General features: G+C 35.3%; 10 protein-coding genes and 1 pseudogene. 7 read left to right on the forward strand and 4 right to left on the reverse strand.

Features of this window, described 5'->3' with window-relative positions; translation table 11 throughout:
* The first annotated feature begins 10 nt into the window (after window positions 1–10).
* The 3 genes from QM524_RS04420 to trmB all read left to right on the forward strand — a co-directional run bounded on the left by QM524_RS04420 (window position 11) and on the right by trmB (window position 3,264).
* On the forward strand, window positions 11–958 hold the full coding sequence (locus QM524_RS04420) for a hypothetical protein (protein ID WP_283343658.1): 948 nt from the start codon (window positions 11–13) through the stop codon (window positions 956–958).
* A 32-nt stretch (window positions 959–990) separates the two neighbouring features.
* Window positions 991–2,283, forward strand: coding sequence for a bifunctional folylpolyglutamate synthase/dihydrofolate synthase (locus QM524_RS04425; RefSeq protein WP_283343659.1), 1,293 nt, complete (start codon window positions 991–993; stop codon window positions 2,281–2,283).
* Window positions 2,284–2,598: 315 nt separating this feature from the next.
* Window positions 2,599–3,264 carry a tRNA (guanosine(46)-N7)-methyltransferase TrmB gene (gene trmB / locus QM524_RS04430; protein ID WP_283343660.1) on the forward strand — a complete coding sequence of 222 codons (666 nt, stop codon included), beginning with the start codon at window positions 2,599–2,601 and terminating at the stop codon, window positions 3,262–3,264.
* A gap of 208 nt (window positions 3,265–3,472) precedes the next feature.
* On the opposite strand, the gene gap is transcribed toward trmB, so the two are convergent.
* Window positions 3,473–4,486 carry a type I glyceraldehyde-3-phosphate dehydrogenase gene (gene gap, locus QM524_RS04435; RefSeq protein ID WP_095165345.1) on the reverse strand — a complete coding sequence of 338 codons (1,014 nt, stop codon included), beginning with the start codon at window positions 4,484–4,486 and terminating at the stop codon, window positions 3,473–3,475.
* 1,423 nt (window positions 4,487–5,909) lie between these two features.
* On the opposite strand from gap, the gene QM524_RS04440 reads away from it, so the two are divergent.
* Entirely contained in the window at window positions 5,910–6,728 is an 819-nt protein-coding gene (locus tag QM524_RS04440) for a 2,3,4,5-tetrahydropyridine-2,6-dicarboxylate N-succinyltransferase (RefSeq protein WP_095165347.1), read from the forward strand.
* A gap of 94 nt (window positions 6,729–6,822) precedes the next feature.
* Here QM524_RS04440 and QM524_RS04445 read toward each other — a convergent pair.
* Window positions 6,823–7,709, reverse strand: a pseudogene (locus tag QM524_RS04445) (3-hydroxyacyl-CoA dehydrogenase family protein).
* Between the two features lie 359 nt (window positions 7,710–8,068).
* Between QM524_RS04445 and QM524_RS04450 the strand changes: the two are divergent.
* From QM524_RS04450 to QM524_RS04460, 3 genes are all read left to right on the forward strand, one after another.
* On the forward strand, window positions 8,069–8,914 hold the full coding sequence (locus QM524_RS04450) for a CvfB family protein (protein WP_283343661.1): 846 nt from the start codon (window positions 8,069–8,071) through the stop codon (window positions 8,912–8,914).
* Between the two features lie 103 nt (window positions 8,915–9,017).
* Complete coding sequence (locus tag QM524_RS04455) at window positions 9,018–9,503, forward strand: helix-turn-helix domain-containing protein (RefSeq protein ID WP_095165354.1); 486 nt, start codon at window positions 9,018–9,020, stop codon at window positions 9,501–9,503.
* A gap of 1,980 nt (window positions 9,504–11,483) precedes the next feature.
* A complete protein-coding gene (locus QM524_RS04460; protein WP_166550163.1) occupies window positions 11,484–11,954 on the forward strand; it encodes a pyrophosphohydrolase domain-containing protein in 471 nt (156 codons plus the stop codon).
* Between the two features lie 421 nt (window positions 11,955–12,375).
* On the opposite strand, the gene QM524_RS04465 is transcribed toward QM524_RS04460, so the two are convergent.
* Window positions 12,376–13,860 carry a tetratricopeptide repeat protein gene (locus tag QM524_RS04465; RefSeq protein WP_283343662.1) on the reverse strand — a complete coding sequence of 495 codons (1,485 nt, stop codon included), beginning with the start codon at window positions 13,858–13,860 and terminating at the stop codon, window positions 12,376–12,378.
* Between the two features lie 143 nt (window positions 13,861–14,003).
* Window positions 14,004–16,532: a DNA gyrase subunit A gene (gene gyrA / locus QM524_RS04470; protein WP_283343663.1), complete on the reverse strand. Its 2,529-nt coding sequence runs from the start codon at window positions 16,530–16,532 to the stop codon at window positions 14,004–14,006.
* Window positions 16,533–16,902: the final 370 nt, after the last annotated feature.

Below are 16,902 nucleotides of genomic sequence, written 5' to 3' on the forward strand. Positions count from 1 at the left end.
GCGCTAACGAATGTCTACCTACAATCTAGAACAAGAAGAAAAACAAAATCGGCAATTTGCCTTTATTGTTACCAGTGCTATCAACATACTACTATTCATAATGTTATGGTATGTGACAGTTTGGAATGCAGAGGAAAATAAAAAAGTGGAAAAAATTGGGGGTGGCGGATTTATCGTCAATTTTGGAACAGACAAAGATGGTAGTGGTTCTGTTTATACCAAAAACCATGGGAATAAGGCAAAAAACGAATACGATTCAAAACCTGCTGAAGTGAAGCCTTTACCCAAGAAAGAGCCGACTCCGATTGTAGAAAAGGTAAAACCTGTTAAAGCCAAACCAAGCCCAGAACCAGAAGTCATTAAAAGTACCCGACCTAGTCCAGTGAAGGTGCCAGAAGTAACTAAAAAGGTAGAGAAGGCAAAAGAGAATCCGAAAGCCAACGTACCGGTTACCAAACCCACTCCTGCTAAACCAGTTGAACAGCAAGTGATTAAAGGAGCAATCATTCCTGTGAGAACAGGTGGAAATGGAACCTCTGGAACAGACCCTAGAACGGGTGGTGGTTCTGATGGAGATGGAAAAGGTGTAGGAAACAAAGGTCAGCCAAACGGAAATACAGTAAAAGGAGGAACTTATAATCCTGTACCTCCAGGAAGTGGCAATGGCGGAAATGGTGGAAATGGATCAGGTACAGCTATTAGCCTAGCTGGTTGGACTTGGAACAGTAGGCCAGAAGTAAATGATGACTCAGATGAAACAGGAATTGTTAAATTTAGACTGAAAGTAGATTCAGATGGAGTTGTACAAGTAGTAGAAACAATCGAATCAAGCTTAAGTCCATCAGTTACACAGAAATATAAAAGAGCCGTACAAAAATTAACCTTCCGTCCGACTTCCGCAGGAGAAAGACCTGATATATCGGTAGGAACCATAACTTTTAGAATTTCATCAAAGTAGTGCGGTAACGCACTACTTTATTTTTTTGTATTATGAATTATCAAGAAACAATTGACTATCTCTATCAATTATTGCCAGTTTTTCACAGAGAAGGTAAAAAAGCCTACAAAGCGGACTTAAAAAATACCTTAGCCATTTGTGAGTATTTGGGAAATCCTCAACAAAAATTCAAAAGCATCCATGTAGGGGGTACCAATGGAAAAGGAAGTTCTTCTCATTTTTTGGCATCAATTTTACAAGAAGCAGGATACAAAACAGGTCTTTACACTTCGCCACATCTAAAATCATTTACCGAGCGAATCAGGATTAATGGTCAGCCCATTCCAGAACAGGAGGTTGTAGACTACGTTGAAAGGAATAAGTCGTTTATATTAGATTTAAGGCCTTCATTTTTCGAATGTACTGTTGGGTTGGCTTTTGAATATTTTGCCTCTCAAAACGTAGATATTGCTATCATAGAGGTAGGTTTGGGAGGACGTTTGGATTCAACAAATGTAATCACACCTGAGCTTTCATTGATTACAAATATCAGCTTTGATCATACAGACATCTTAGGAAATACAATTGAAGCTATTGCAACAGAAAAAGCAGGTATCATAAAGCCAGAAATTCCAGTTGTTATCTCCCAAAGACAGCCTGAAGCGGATACAGTATTTCAAAATAAGGCTAACTCTACTTCTTCGTTAATATCCTTTGCATCAGATCGATACAAATTGAATGAATATTCAGTATGTGAAAATTGTGTAAAAATAGAGTACTTTGATATTCAAAATAAAGAAGTAATCAAATTACAATCGCAGCTTACTGGTAAATATCAAATAGATAATCTAAAAGGTATTATCAACGCTATAGATATTCTCAATTCGAGAGGTTTTACTATCTCTAAAAATGCGTTGGAAAGGGGAGTATCTCAAGTTGTGACGAACACAGGTCTGAAAGGTAGATGGCAATTGCTTCAAGAAAAGCCAACGGTCGTCTGTGACACTGGACACAACCTTGCTGGAATTTTAGAAAATTTGGAGACTCTAGGGAAATACAAATATCAACAATTGTGGATGGTATTAGGATTTGTGAGCGATAAGGATATCCAAGGAATTCTGAACATCCTACCTAAGTCTGCCAAATATGTATTTTGTCAAGCCGATGTTCCTCGAGCACTAGATGCAAGAGATTTACAAAAGTTGGCCAAAGACTTCCAACTGGAGGGGTCAGTAATCAATGACGTCAATGAGGCAATTGATTGGGTCGTTCAGCATGCCAATGAAGATGATTTTGTATATGTAGGAGGGAGTACCTTTGTTGTAGCAGGAATTCATCAACTATAGAAGTAACGCATTAATGAATGTAGTATTTTAAAACTCTTTATTCAGGATGTTTGATTTGGGAAGTGTTAGCTTTTAGAATTTGTAAAAATTACAGGTATGTTTCTTTCTTTTCGAAATCATAAATCCCAAATCTGAAATGTTTCCTTCAACTCTATATTTTAGGCCAAAACGAAGGTTCTGAGAATTAAATGTATTGGAAACAGGTACAGCCAATATTTTTCATTTAATTCTCAAGCGACTTAATTTTAGGTATTTTAAAGGTAAATTCTTATTTATCAGATAGTTTTAATCAATTTTCAATAACAAATTTTTACTGTGTCAAGAAAGAAATCAGACAGGTTTGCGCTTAGTAAAGCGCTTTCTAACGTTTTAGAGTCAGGAAAACCACTTTATGAAACAATTAAGGGTCAGTGGAACGAAATTATGTTCGAAAAAAAACAACCAATCGTTTTAGAGCTTGGTTGTGGGAAAGGGGAGTATACTGTTGGCTTAGCTCAAATTTTTCCAGAAAAGAATTTTATTGGTGTAGATATCAAAGGTGATAGAATTGCTGTTGGTGCTAAATTTGCTAATGAAAATAGTCTTTTAAATGTAGCATTTCTTAGAACTAAAATCCATCAACTCTTGGAGTTCTTTGAAAAAGATGAAATTTCAGAAATATGGATTACTTTTCCTGATCCTCAACCGTTAAAAAGTGGGATAAAGCGACGTTTAACAAATCCAAGATTTCTAGAATTATATAAAGAAATCTTACAAAACGATGGATTATTGCATTTGAAAACGGATAGTGAGCTATTGTTTGATTATACACTGGAGGTTCTCCCAGAGTTTGGCGTCGAAGAATTGGCTTATACGAAAGATTTATACAATTCTGAACTAAATGCTCGTCACTATGGAATTAAGACCAGATTTGAGCAGATATTCACCGAAAAAGGATATAATATCAATTACTTGTTGGCTAAGTTTAAGCATAATTCCTAAATAATTACAAAAGTAGAAAAAGTCCTTGCATTGGTGGGGACTTTTTTTGTGTTCCTAGGGTTTTGTATTTTATCTTGTTTTAGTGCGGGTCTTTTTACTCGATTCTCAGGAGGTGTTTTGAGAATCAAAAGGTTAGATTTTATTGTCAAATACCAATAAAGCAAAAAAAAAAGGAGACCTAGGCCTCCTTTCCTTTCAATATGTTGAATTATTTACTGATTAATTCAGCGAAATATTTAACAGTTCTTACCAATTGGCTTACATAACTCATTTCGTTGTCATACCAGCTAACTGTTTTCACTAATTGTTGGTCACCAACAGTGATAACTTTAGTTTGAGTAGCATCGAATAAGCTACCAAAGCTAATTCCGATGATATCGCTAGAAACGATTTCATCCTCAGTATAGCCAAATGATTCGTTTGCAGCAGCTTTAGCAGCAGCATTAACTTCTTCAACAGTTACTTTTTTATCTAAGATAGTAACCAATTCAGTTAAACTACCTGTGATTGTAGGAACACGTTGAGCACCACCATCTAATTTACCTTTCAATTCTGGTAATACTAAACCGATCGCTTTTGCAGCACCTGTGCTATTTGGGATAATGTTAGCAGCAGCAGCTCTAGCACGACGTAAATCTCCTTTTGGATGTGGAGCATCTAAAGTATTTTGGTCGTTAGTATAAGCGTGAACTGTAGTCATTGTACCCATTGAGATACCGAAGTTATCGTTTAACGCTTTTGCCATAGGAGCAAGACAGTTGGTTGTACAACTTGCAGCACTAATAACATCCTCCGTTCCATCTAATGTCAAATGGTTAACGTTGAATACGATTGTTTTCAAATCTCCAGTAGCAGGAGCAGAGATGATAACTCTTTTTGCACCTGCTTGTAAGTGAGCAGCAGCTTTGTCTTTGTCTGTGAAGAAACCAGTACATTCTAAAACTACATCTACATCATGCTCTCCCCAAGGGATATCAGCTGGGTTACGTTGAGCATAGATTTTTACTTCCTCACCGTTAACGATAATGCTATTTTCTGTAGAAGTAACTTCTTGGTTGAATCTACCTTGAGCACTGTCATATTTCAACAAGTGTGCTAGAGTAGAGGGACTAGTTAAGTCATTGATAGCAACAACGTCAATACCAGGCATGTTGTAGATTTGACGGTACGCTAGACGACCAATACGACCAAAGCCATTAATTGCAACTTTAATTTTAGCCATTTTTATATAAGGGATAATAGTTTAAACACTCTACAAAAATACTGGATTTAGAACCTTTTTCCAAAGAAAGAAGAAGAAAACATCTGTAAAAACGATAAAAGACTGGATTAGCACCATTAGTAAATTTAATACAATTATTAGTAAATAGTTATTAAAATTAGCAAAAAGCTAAATATATTGACAAAAATACTAGCAAGTTGAATTATATTACTAAAAATAATAGTGTTTAGCTTTGCTGTATCTAGTCCATAGTATAGTTATATGAATGAGACAAATAAAAGACTGTTGATTTACCATAACAATAGGAGCGAGGACATTTGAATTCAATTAAAACTCACTGTGGTTAATTGTAAGCCCTCTTTTATTATATATGAATACAAAACAAATGTCTTCATTTACCTGAATGATACAAATATGCTTTTCAAATGAGAATACCAGAGAGTGGTCTGCAGCGTAGAAAGGAAGAAAATACTTTTTTAATTATACCAGTGTTAGGAGTGATCCATTATTTTCGGATTAATAAGAGGCATACTTCAATGAAACGCCACAACAACATTTAAGTTTATCTTTCATATCAGCTTAGAAAATAACATACAAGAATGTCATGGTTGTTCAAGCAAAATTCATCCTCCGCTTCGACTTGTTATTTCATTTTAAAAGAAACCATATGATATGGATTTCTTGAACCATATACCATATTAAAGATTAAAATATACTGTAGAACTAATAGATTTCCTCATAATTAGGGTAGCCATTTCATGGAGGATTTTCATACAACAGAGCAATGATTTTTTTACTTAAAGTCATTTCTTTTTCAGATCTGTTTTCTGATTCTGATTTAAATCGATGACTAAGTTTGGTTCTCAAGCACGATCAGTGGCTTGAGAAAATGGCTTTTTCATCTGAAGATTTAGTCCTCCACCTGAAAGTCTGACTAGTTTTTTAACATTTTTTAAAGAATAATAATCCTTGATTTCGCTTAAATATTATAGAAAAAGCTAGGATTTTTCATTTATTTTTCCTTTCTTTGTTTAAGAATAATTACTTATTCTTTTGCTCATCCTTACAGAAAAAATCTTCTCTTATTCATCATTTTTATTGCGCCTCCTCGTGGTGCACTATTGTCTATTTTTTCTAAATTATTTCACCAAATATAATTTTGTTTACAACATTATACCCAATTTGACAATGCTGTAAATTTCACACAATCAGGTATTTAACATATCTAACCTCAAGTTAAAATTCAAGTACCCTTTCGTCTATTAATTCTCATAAAATCCAGTTTTTTTATTCAAATAACTCTACTTTTTACTCTTAAAAATCACCCTCAAAATCTGATTTTCCTCCACGTATATAGTGTCTGTGTCGGTTAAATATGTTTTCTTTGTGCCTGAATTAAAAATGTATTTATTCACAGTATTCAATGGAAAACGTAAAAGAAATTATCGAGAAGGCTTGGGACGATACTAGCCTCCGCTCAACTCCTGAAACAATACAAGCAATCGAATACGTTGTAGAGCAAGTTGACAAAGGACAACTTCGTACAGCTCAACCAAACGAAGATGGTTCTTGGACTGTTAACGACTGGGTAAAAAAAGCTATCGTAATGTATTTCCCAATTCGTAAAATGGAAGTACAAGAAGTAGGAATCTTTGAATTCCACGATAAGATGAAATTGAAAACTGACTACGCTGGTCTAGGTGTACGTGTAGTTCCTCCTGCAGTAGCTCGTTATGGAGCATATTTAGCTAAAGGAGTAATCATGATGCCTTCTTACGTAAACATTGGTGCTTACGTTGATTCTGGAACAATGGTGGATACTTGGGCTACAGTAGGAAGTTGTGCACAAATCGGTAAAGATGTTCACCTTAGTGGTGGAGTTGGTATTGGTGGCGTATTAGAACCACCTCAAGCTGCCCCAGTAATCATTGAAGATGGCGCATTCATCGGATCAAGATGTATTGTGGTTGAAGGTGCACACATTGGTAAAAGAGCGGTATTAGGTGCGGGTGTAACAATTACAGGTTCTTCTAAAATCATTGATGTAACCGGACCCGAGCCAGTTGAGTATATTGGATATGTTCCTGAAAACTGTGTTGTAATTCCAGGCGGATACACCAAACGATTCCCTTCAGGTGATTACAATGTACCATGTGCCTTGATTATTGGCAAACGTAAAGAAAGTACAGATTTGAAAACTTCCTTAAATGCTGCTCTACGTGAAAACAACGTAGCTGTTTAAGAATAGGAGAGAAGTATATAAATTGAAAGGGCTCGCTAGTGATAGCAAGCCCTTTTTTTATACCTTTTTATGAGATGTAAAGCCTTATTAATAGCTACCTGAAGCGTTGTGACACTTCGGCTTCTTTTGAGCCTTTAGCGTACGAATAAAAGCCTTCTCCACTTTTTACTCCTAGTTTTCCAGCTTGCACCATATTCACCAATAGGGGACAAGGAGCGTATTTCGGATTCTTAAATCCATCATACAATACTTTCAAAATCGAAAGGCAAGTGTCCAGACCTATAAAATCAGCTAGTTGCAAAGGTCCCATCGGATGCGCCATTCCAAGCTTCATGATAGCATCTATTTCAGCCACACCTGCCACTCCTTCAAATAAACTTATAATCGCCTCATTAATCATTGGCATCAAAATTCTGTTTGCGATAAACCCTGGGTAATCATTAACAACCACAGGTATCTTATCCAAAGCTTTTGTATATGCATGTACTGCTTGATATGTTTCTTCGCTTGTCGAATAGCCCTTAATGATTTCAACTAGTTTCATGACAGGTACTGGATTCATAAAATGCATTCCTATAACCTTATCCGGGCGTTGGGTATAAGACGCTATCTGTGTTATAGAGATAGAAGAGGTATTTGTGGCGAGTATACAGGCTTCAGGGCATTGTTTATCTAATTCCTGAAATATAGATTTCTTCAGAGTAGGGCTTCAGAGACTGCTTCTACCACTAAATCTGCCTTCTGAACGGCTTTCTCAATAGAAGTAAAGGATTCAATCAATAAGATAGTTTTCGATTGAATTTCGGGAGTTATTAGGCCTTTTTTGACTTGTCTCTCAAGGTTTTGTTGAATAGTCTTCAGAGCATTTCCTAAAACCTCTTCGTTTGTATCCACAAGAGCTACTTTAAAACCATTTTGAGCAAAAGAATGTGCTATTCCATTTCCCATTGTTCCAGCACCTATTACAGCAATGTTTTTCATATTTAATATCAGTCTGAGTAATTGTAATTAGTTTGTTTGTAAAGTCTCGAGTAGGAGCAAGAGCAACTGAATAATTGTTCTTGTCTACTTGATGACCTAAAAGTATTGTGACTGGAATTTACAGAAGAATTACTTATACACAAGCTCATTTCAAGACAGCTTTCTTAATTATCTGAAAATCAACAAAATACAACTTGTATATACATGAATAAAAAACGCAAAACAATCTTGTATATACAAGATAAAATATTGAGAAAGAATAGGTTAGGAGAATGTGTAATTTATTCTATCATTAGGGATTCTAACAGAGATATTGCATTTTTGTAAATAGAAATGAATTCAACAAATCAATTAACAAAATGGAAAAACAGAGAGTAGAAATTGCCTTAGGAAAATACAATAATCTAGAGGTGATCAAGGAGCTAGAATTTGGTATGTATTTGGACGGTGGTGATGAGGAAATTCTAATCCCTCGTTCTTATATTCCTGAGGGTACAAAAATAGGAGATTTCATAGATGTGTTTCTCTACAGAGATTCTGAGGATAGGCTTATTGCTACTACCATGAAACCATTTGCACAAGTGGGTGAATTTGCTTATTTGACCGTAAAAGATGTTAATCAATTAGGCGTATTTCTAGACTGGGGTTTGGTCAAAGATCTTTTAGTCCCTTTTGGCGAACAATCTCATAAGATGGCCGTAGGAAGAAAATATTTGGTCTACATATATATAGATACTCAAACGGAGCGGATTGTGGCTTCAGCAAAGATTGATCGTTTCCTACCAAGCGAAAAAATCTCGTTTACAGAAGGCCAGAAGGTTTCAATTCTTCCTTACGAATACACCGACTTAGGTATTAAATGTTTGATTGAAAACAATTGTCAAGGGGTACTTTACAAAAATGAATTATTTAAAAATGTAAACATGGGTAGTTTACAAAGTGCATACATCAAAAAGGTAAGAGAGGATGGCAAAATCGATTTAACATTGGAAATTATCGGATTTGACAGAATTGAAGAATGTAAAATTACATTATTAAATGCTCTTTCTGAGAACGACAAATACTTAGAATTGAATGATAAAACAGCGCCAGAGGTAATTTACGCTAGTTTACAAATGTCAAAGAAGGATTTTAAGAAAGCTGTAGGCGGTTTATTGAAAGAAGGGAAGATTCAATTCCACAATGAAGGTATTTTACTTTTGTAACTATTTAATATTGTAAATACATTTGTAAATCAAATTAGTCTATTTATATTTGTAAACAAAAATGTAAATTTACATAAAACAGCAAATGATTTACACTAGTAATATGGATTTAAATAAAAAAATAGAGCAAATAATAGTAGATAAAGGAATGTCTCCAAGTTTCTTTGCAGACGCTATCGGAGTCCAAAGAAGTAGCATTTCTCATATCCTTTCGGGTAGAAATAAGCCCAGTTTAGACATTATTCAGAAGATTTTAAGGGTTTTTCCTGATATCAATCGAGATTGGCTACTTTTTGACACAGAAACGCCCTATGATAACCAGGCCATAAATAGCCAACAATCTCCTGTATTTCAGCAAGTTACGCCTCAATTGAGAGAGAACTCTAACGCACGAGAATCGAATAAATTTATGGTGCCTGAGGATAGGATTATACAACAAAATCTCAGACGTAAGGTCGAACGCCCAGAAGTGCCATCTAATCCTGTTACTCCACCAATTTCGGTGGCTCCAGAACCCACAGGAAAGAAAATTGAACGTATTGTTATTTTCTATACAGACGGAACATTTATGGAAAGCAAGCCAATGTAGAGACGGGTTTATCCCGTCTCTTTTTTTGTACTTTTACAAGTGAAGTATACAGCCGTAGTTGTAGTTTGAACCTAAGATACTTTCTCTAATTACTTATAATATATCATTTGTTGTAAATGACTTCTCTACTTTGAATCCCCTCTAAATAATACAATTTCGGAGCCTGAAATCTTATCTTTATTTCTGAATATTTTAGAGGTATTGAGAGGCAATTTTAGCAAGAATTAAGAGAAATAGTACTTATACTTAAGCACACTTAATGATGAATATTTATTCACTTTGAGTATGCTTTTAAACTTTCTTACCTACATTACCTTAAAAATATCTTCCTTACCAAGACTCATACCTTCTATAAAATAAGGAGAGAAAACATCTAATTATAAAGTTAGTTCTATCTGTTTTTCATGTAAACTGGCTCCCAAATGGTTAAATGCATGTACAGAAATGTATTATTATCCTACTTTAAATTAGGGCATAGTTACCTATTTTGTATGCAAAAAATGGCACAGAAAGCATCTCTTTTACCAATTTGAAATGCAAAATCGTAGGCTATTTTGACGAAATAAGGAGAGAATTTTAAGCCTAATTGTACAAATATGCGCCAAAATATATCGATTATAGCCTAGAAATTTAGATAAATTCCAAGCATATTTGGCCCGGAATTCATTAAAAATAGGTCTATTCTATCTATTTATACGAAGTAAAAGACTAGTCTTCCTTTCAAGAAAAATTAAGAAATCATAGTTTGTTTTTTAGTAAAAGTCAGTTCCGAAATCCATATTTTAAGGTCTTTATTTTGCGAAACATTCCAAATAAAGACTCTGACTTATTCCTATGAAATGGATATGATCAGATGATTTCTTACAAAATCGGTGCAAAATTGCTATTCCTTCTACATTACTTTATCTTATTTATAAGCATCCTAACCCAAGGTTTATGCCTTTACTAACCTATAATAGTCATTTTCTCAACACTGTGTTTAGCTAAAGTTTGAATTCCTCAGAATTAGATATCCTGATAAAGATTTTACATGATGCTGTGTAGCTCATGCATTAGTACCTAGCAATTAGTTGCTTTTTACTTTCAGCGTTCGCACTAATCCACCTACTTTTAAGTGATAATAGGATATATTCCCCAATTATATTACCCTCTAAATGCAAAAACTCGGAAGATGGTGCCCGCTATCTAAGCAGATTTTGATTTCTCCACTTACTCAATGCTTGAGCAGCTTTCCGAGGATGCTCTCCCGTTTGAATCCGATCCTATTCCATGAATAAATAATCGAAATAGGTTTAAAAACAAGAGCTAAAAAACATATTTATAACTCGTTTTTGTAGTTACAAATCACCCAAAATAGGGCATTATACACGTTTTTTAGGCGATAGGGGAGGCGTTTTTTGGATATTCAATGCTAGCATTGAGAGATGAAAATAGGGGCTTAAATTCAAAATTTCAGAAAGAGTAGGAGTGATTTCTTTTATTTTTAATTAAATATAGGAGGGAAGGGGTTAATTTTTTCGCTCCGACTCGACTCGATGTTTTCTTCTCTCCATCAATCAACTTTACTTATCTCTACCTCTGTTCTGTACTCATTCCTACTCTTGGTTGAATAAATTATCCCCTTCAATTTACGTCCTTTCCTATCCTACACCAACAATTAATTGATAAACAAGTCATTAGCTTACCTTCGATTCTCACGATATAATTTAGTATTATTCCGTGAAACCTAGTAATATTTCAAAAACGTTCCACGTGGATATATAAGTGACTGACACACAAATTGTTACAACAAAAGAGGAATATTTAGTTTTTACGTAGAATTACAGACATATCAAATCAAATAAAGGATTTATTTATGGCTAAGTATATATAATATTATGAAGAAATAGAATAATGAAGGACTTTTGGCAATGATTGCTTAAATTGCATTGTATTAAAGACCCATGAGGGAAGCCATATAATTAAAAACGATAAGTATAAATGGAAAAGTTAGATTCGTTGAACCAGGTTGCTGCATTTCATAAAACTTTCAAAGCGCCGATTCTGGATACGCCACAAGTACCATCTGAAGATAGAAGTAAGCTACGTGTAAGTTTGATAGCTGAAGAGTTGAAGGAATTAGAAGATGGTATCAGAAATAATGATATTGTAGAAATCGCTGATGCGCTATGTGATATTCAATATGTATTATCTGGTGCGGTTCTTGAGTTTGGACTTGGAAATAAATTTGTTGAATTGTTTAACGAAGTACAGCGCTCAAATATGAGTAAGGCTTGCCAAACGATTGAAGAAGCTGAAGCAACTGTAAAATTCTATTTTGAAAAAGATGGTACAGAAGCATTTATCGAACCAGACGGTGAGCAATACTTGGTGTATAGAAAATCTGATAATAAGATTCTTAAATCAATCAATTATTCTCCAGCGAACCTCGAAGCCATTCTGAGTAAATAAATCGCACAGAAGCCAAATATATGCGGTATTTGAAGCCCCTGAGAATCGTTTATTTGAGAACGATCTTTAGATGGTTTCGAATACCGCATTTTTATTTAAATCTAAACGCCTTCAAAATATCGTTAAAAGGTGCTTTTTAACTCATAAAATAAAGATTTTGTTGGTGTTATATTGAGAGGGCTTAAGAGAATTGAGACCATCATATTACCAACATAGTAAAACAGCCTGTACCCCGATAAAGTGCAGAAATTGATAGATTTAGAAATAAAAATGAATGTTTTATAATTTATATTATGTTAAATAGAACTTTAGGCAATTTACAGTCTATAATAAAACCTACCTATTTAGCTATATTACTAGACAACAAAAAAGCCCGACGATTTTTCGTCAGGCTTTTTTGATACTCTTATAAATGATTGAATTACTCACCTAATTCTTTCAATTTATCTTCCATTTTCAATACACGGTACAATTGCTTAAGGTTTTCTTTCACATCTTCCTCTTTCTTCAAAGAATATGCTTTTTCGAAGTACTTCAATGCTTCTTTGAATTTGTCATCTCTAGTAGCCTCAGCAGCTTTTCCATCTTTCTTGTACTCGTCCATACCCATATCACCTACTTTCTTGTTTAAGATAACTGCCTCATTGAAAGCAATTACACCTAAGTTATAGTTAACATCGTAGTTATTTGGATCTACTTTTAGAGCTTTGTCATAATTAGCCAAGGCACTAGCTTTAGCAGCTTTTTGTTTTTCTTGCAAAGCAGCGATTTTAGCATTCAACTCAGCTGCATTACCTGCATTAGCAGATTTTTTAGCTAGTTCAGCGTTCAAATTGTCAAGCTCTACTTTCTCAGCATCTCTCTGCTTTGTGATTTCAGCAATTTGTTTCTTTGTATTTACTGCTGATTTAGGGTCTTTCTTGATTTTATCTGTCAAACGTTTGATTTCAGATTCAAAAGCATCTACTTTATCTTTTTGAGCAGCAACTTTCTTCTTCACTCCTTCTACGTCAAATTCAGCTAATTTCTCTTTAACTTCGCGAATTTCAGCATTGTACTGTTCTGCTTTGTTATCGAATAAAATCGCCAAGTTTAATACCGTTTGAACATTACTTGGATCTTTTTCAACTACAGCAGATAATTCAGAAATCGCAGAATCAATTTTCTTGAACGCCAAATACATATTGATTTTCTCGTTCTTCAAATCTTTGTTAGCTGGGTTAATTGAAATACCCTTTTCCAAAGTAGCTAATGCTTTATCTTCGTTTTTCTCATCTTTATAGATTTGAGCCAAGCTGTAGTAAATACCTGGATCTTTACCTCCTAATGAAATAAATTTTTCGAAACCAACTTTTGCAGCGTCATTTTCTTTTGCCATTTGACCAATGATACCTGTATACATTGCCGCAGTAGTATCTTTTGAGCCAATTTCTGATGCCATTTGAAGATCTTTCAATGCACCTGAGTAATCTTTAGACTGGTATTTAGCGATACCTGCGTTCATAAACGCACCGTACAATTTCATACCTTCACCTTCTGCTTTACCTTCTTTATTATAAGCAACTGATAAGTATTTCTTTGCAGCAGCAGCAGTTGATCCCTCTTTACCGTTTACAACATCCAATGAAATTGCTTTCTTTAAAGATTCAACAGCAATAAATCCAGCATTAGGAACTTGATTCGTTAATTCTGCATCTTGTGAGTTTGCCAAGTCAAGATAAGCTTCTGCTCTTGTCAACCAAGTCTTTGCTTTTAATGAATCTTTTTTAGTAATCGCTTCGTCTACTTTCTTTTTTGCATCTAAGATTGTTTTGCGGTTTGCCTCCAGAAGCAATTTGTCTGTTTGGGCATACGATGCTCCTCCAGTTGCAGCAACAGCGAAAAGAGCAAATGTGAGTTTTCTCATTGTTTGGTAAATGGTTTGATTAAAAAAATGAAATAGCAGTTAATAGTAATGCTATTTTGGCAAAAAGCCAAAGTTGTACTAAGAAAATAAATAGCTAGGGGGATTTTGAATTGCTTCTATCCTACCCTAGCTATCTAAATTTATTACTCTGCCGAAGCAGTATCGTCTGATTCATCATTGATAACTGCATCAGAATCAGTCTCTTGAATCTCCTCTGGATCTTTTACAATTTTAGTAACAGATGAAATCTCGTCAGACTCGTTTTTCAAACGAATTAACTTCACACCTTGTGTATTTCTGCCCATTACTCTTAAGTCTGCTACCGCAATTCGAATCAAGATACCAGCTTTTGTGATAATCATCAAATCATCATTGTCAGTAACATCCTTGATGGCTACTAGGTTTCCAGTTTTGTCAGTGATATTCAAGGCTTTCACACCCTTACCACCACGGTTTGTCAAACGATATTCCTCAACATCTGAACGTTTACCAAAGCCTTTTTCTGAAACCACCAATAACTGCTGAGTCTCAGGACTTTCTACGCAAACCATGCCAATAACTTTTTCATTAGGGTTTTCTTCATCAAGCCAGATACCTTTCACACCAGCCGCTGAACGACCCATCGGACGAACACGGTTTTCTTCAAAGTGAACTGCACGACCTGAGTTAGTAGCGATAATAATATGGTTGTTGCCATTTGTCAAAGCTACATCCAATAATCTATCTCCTTCACGGATTGTTACAGCAATAATACCGTTTTGACGAGGACGAGAATACGCTTCAAGAGATGTCTTCTTGATTGTACCATCCTCTGTACACATTACGATAAAGTTATTGTTGATATAATCAGCATCCGTAATAGACTTCACATTAATAACTGAGCGAATTGAATCTCCACTCTCGATATTCATTAAGTTTTGTACTGGACGACCTTTGGCATTTTTCGAACCTTCAGGAACTGCATATACGCGCAACCAGAAACATTTACCTTTTTCAGTAAAGAATAAAAGCCAGTTGTGCATAGTTGCAGTAAACAAATGCTCAGTATAATCATCGTCTTTGGTAGCTACAGCACGAGAACCTACACCACCACGACTTTGAGCTTTGTACTCAACCAAAGGAGTACGTTTGATATAGCCTTGTGCCGAAACTGTAATCAACATTTCATCATCAGCAATCATATCCTCAACAGAGAACTCATCGTCTGTCATGTTAATTTGCGTACGACGCTCATCTCCATAACGTTCTTTGATTTCTGTCAATTCTATCTTGATAATTTCTAACTGTCTTTCAGGACGAGCCAAGATATCTTCTAAGTCTTTGATTTGCTTTTGAATCTCTTCGTATTCAGCCATAATCTTGTCGCGTTCCATACCTGTAAGGCGTTGGAGACGCATCTCAAGAATTGCTTTTGCCTGAATTTCAGAGAGGTTAAATGATTGCATCAATCCAGCTTGTGCTGTATTTGGATCGCGAGATTCACGAATCAACTTGATAACAGCATCAAGATTGTCTAGTGCAATAATAAATCCTTGCAAAATGTGTGCACGCTTCTGAGCTTCTTTCAAATCGTACTGTGTACGGCGAACGATTACCTCATTACGGTGCTCAACAAAATAATGAATCAAATCTTTCAAATTCAATGTCATTGGGCGACCTTTTACCAAGGCAACGTTATTAACACTGAATGAAGATTGAAGAGCAGTATGTTTGTACAGGTTATTCAATACAACGTTTGGAACAGCGTCACGTTTTAAATCAAAAACCACACGCATCCCCTGACGGTCAGATTCATCGCGAATCTCAGAAATACCTTCAATTCTCTTATCATTTACCAAATCTGCGCATTGTTTGATCAAGGCAGCTTTGTTTACCATGTATGGAATTTCAGAAACAATAATTTGCTCTTTACCAGTTTTAGAAGTTTCGAAAGTTGCATTTCCACGAACCACCACACGACCACGACCAGTTTCGAAAGCATTCTTAATACCCTGAACACCATAGATAGTACCACCAGTCGGGAAATCTGGAGCCTTGATATACTCCATCAATTCAGGAATCGTGATATCTCTATTGTTGATGTAAGCAGTGATACCATCCACAACTTCACTCAAATTATGAGGAGCCATGTTAGTAGCCATACCTACTGCGATACCAGAAGTACCATTCAACAAAAGGTTAGGGATTTTTGCAGGGAGAACTGTAGGCTCTTCAAGTGAATCGTCAAAGTTTGGTTGAAAATCAACAGTCTCCTTATTGATATCTCCCAATAGCTCTTCAGCGATACGCTTTAAACGAGCTTCAGTATAACGCATTGCAGCCGGTGAGTCACCATCAATTGAACCGAAGTTACCTTGACCGTCTACCAATGGATAACGTAAAGACCACTCTTGAGCCATACGAACCATGGTATCATAAACTGATGAGTCACCATGTGGGTGATACTTACCAAGCACCTCTCCTACAATACGAGCTGATTTCTTATAAGCTTTATTATAATTGACGCCTAGCTCATCCATTCCAAATAGCACACGGCGGTGTACTGGTTTCAAGCCGTCGCGGACGTCAGGTAATGCACGGGATACAATTACGGACATTGAATAGTCAATGTACGCTCCCCGCATTTCGTCTTCAATGTTGATGGGGATAATGTTACTAATTTGATCTGACATATTCTTTGATTATGTATTTCGGGAATGAAATTCAATAGTTATTTCTGTTTTCACCTTTCATTCCTTATTAATCATGGATAATATTGGAAAGTTTAGTAGATGTTGAGATAAACTAAATGCCAAAAATTAGCCTATATATACAAATTTCGTGAATTTTTCGGGGGTTTGCAAATATCAGACCAGTTAGTATATCACTGGTACATTGATTTTAATTGGTTTCTAATTTTTCTAAAACTGAGCTTAAAATTACCTTAAGATACTTAAAAGGTAAATTAACTCTAAAACCGACTTCAGTATCCAAATTTCAACTATCTATCATCCTAATAAACAACGATTATAGAACACTATATTGAAGCTAAAAATTTTATAC

The sequence above is a fragment of the Flectobacillus roseus genome (assembly GCF_030056595.1).
In the GTDB taxonomy this organism is placed as follows: domain Bacteria; phylum Bacteroidota; class Bacteroidia; order Cytophagales; family Spirosomataceae; genus Flectobacillus; species Flectobacillus roseus.

Coding starts and splice junctions, on each gene's coding strand:
- QM524_RS04465 (WP_283343662.1), bottom strand. CDS start 13,860: ATGAGAAAACTCACATTTGCTCTTTTCGCTGTTGCTGCAACTGGAGGA.
- gap (WP_095165345.1), bottom strand. CDS start 4,486: ATGGCTAAAATTAAAGTTGCAATTAATGGCTTTGGTCGTATTGGTCGT.
- QM524_RS04440 (WP_095165347.1), top strand. CDS start 5,910: ATGGAAAACGTAAAAGAAATTATCGAGAAGGCTTGGGACGATACTAGC.
- gyrA (WP_283343663.1), bottom strand. CDS start 16,532: ATGTCAGATCAAATTAGTAACATTATCCCCATCAACATTGAAGACGAA.
- QM524_RS04450 (WP_283343661.1), top strand. CDS start 8,069: ATGGAAAAACAGAGAGTAGAAATTGCCTTAGGAAAATACAATAATCTA.
- QM524_RS04455 (WP_095165354.1), top strand. CDS start 9,018: ATGGATTTAAATAAAAAAATAGAGCAAATAATAGTAGATAAAGGAATG.
- QM524_RS04425 (WP_283343659.1), top strand. CDS start 991: ATGAATTATCAAGAAACAATTGACTATCTCTATCAATTATTGCCAGTT.
- QM524_RS04420 (WP_283343658.1), top strand. CDS start 11: ATGTCTACCTACAATCTAGAACAAGAAGAAAAACAAAATCGGCAATTT.
- QM524_RS04460 (WP_166550163.1), top strand. CDS start 11,484: ATGGAAAAGTTAGATTCGTTGAACCAGGTTGCTGCATTTCATAAAACT.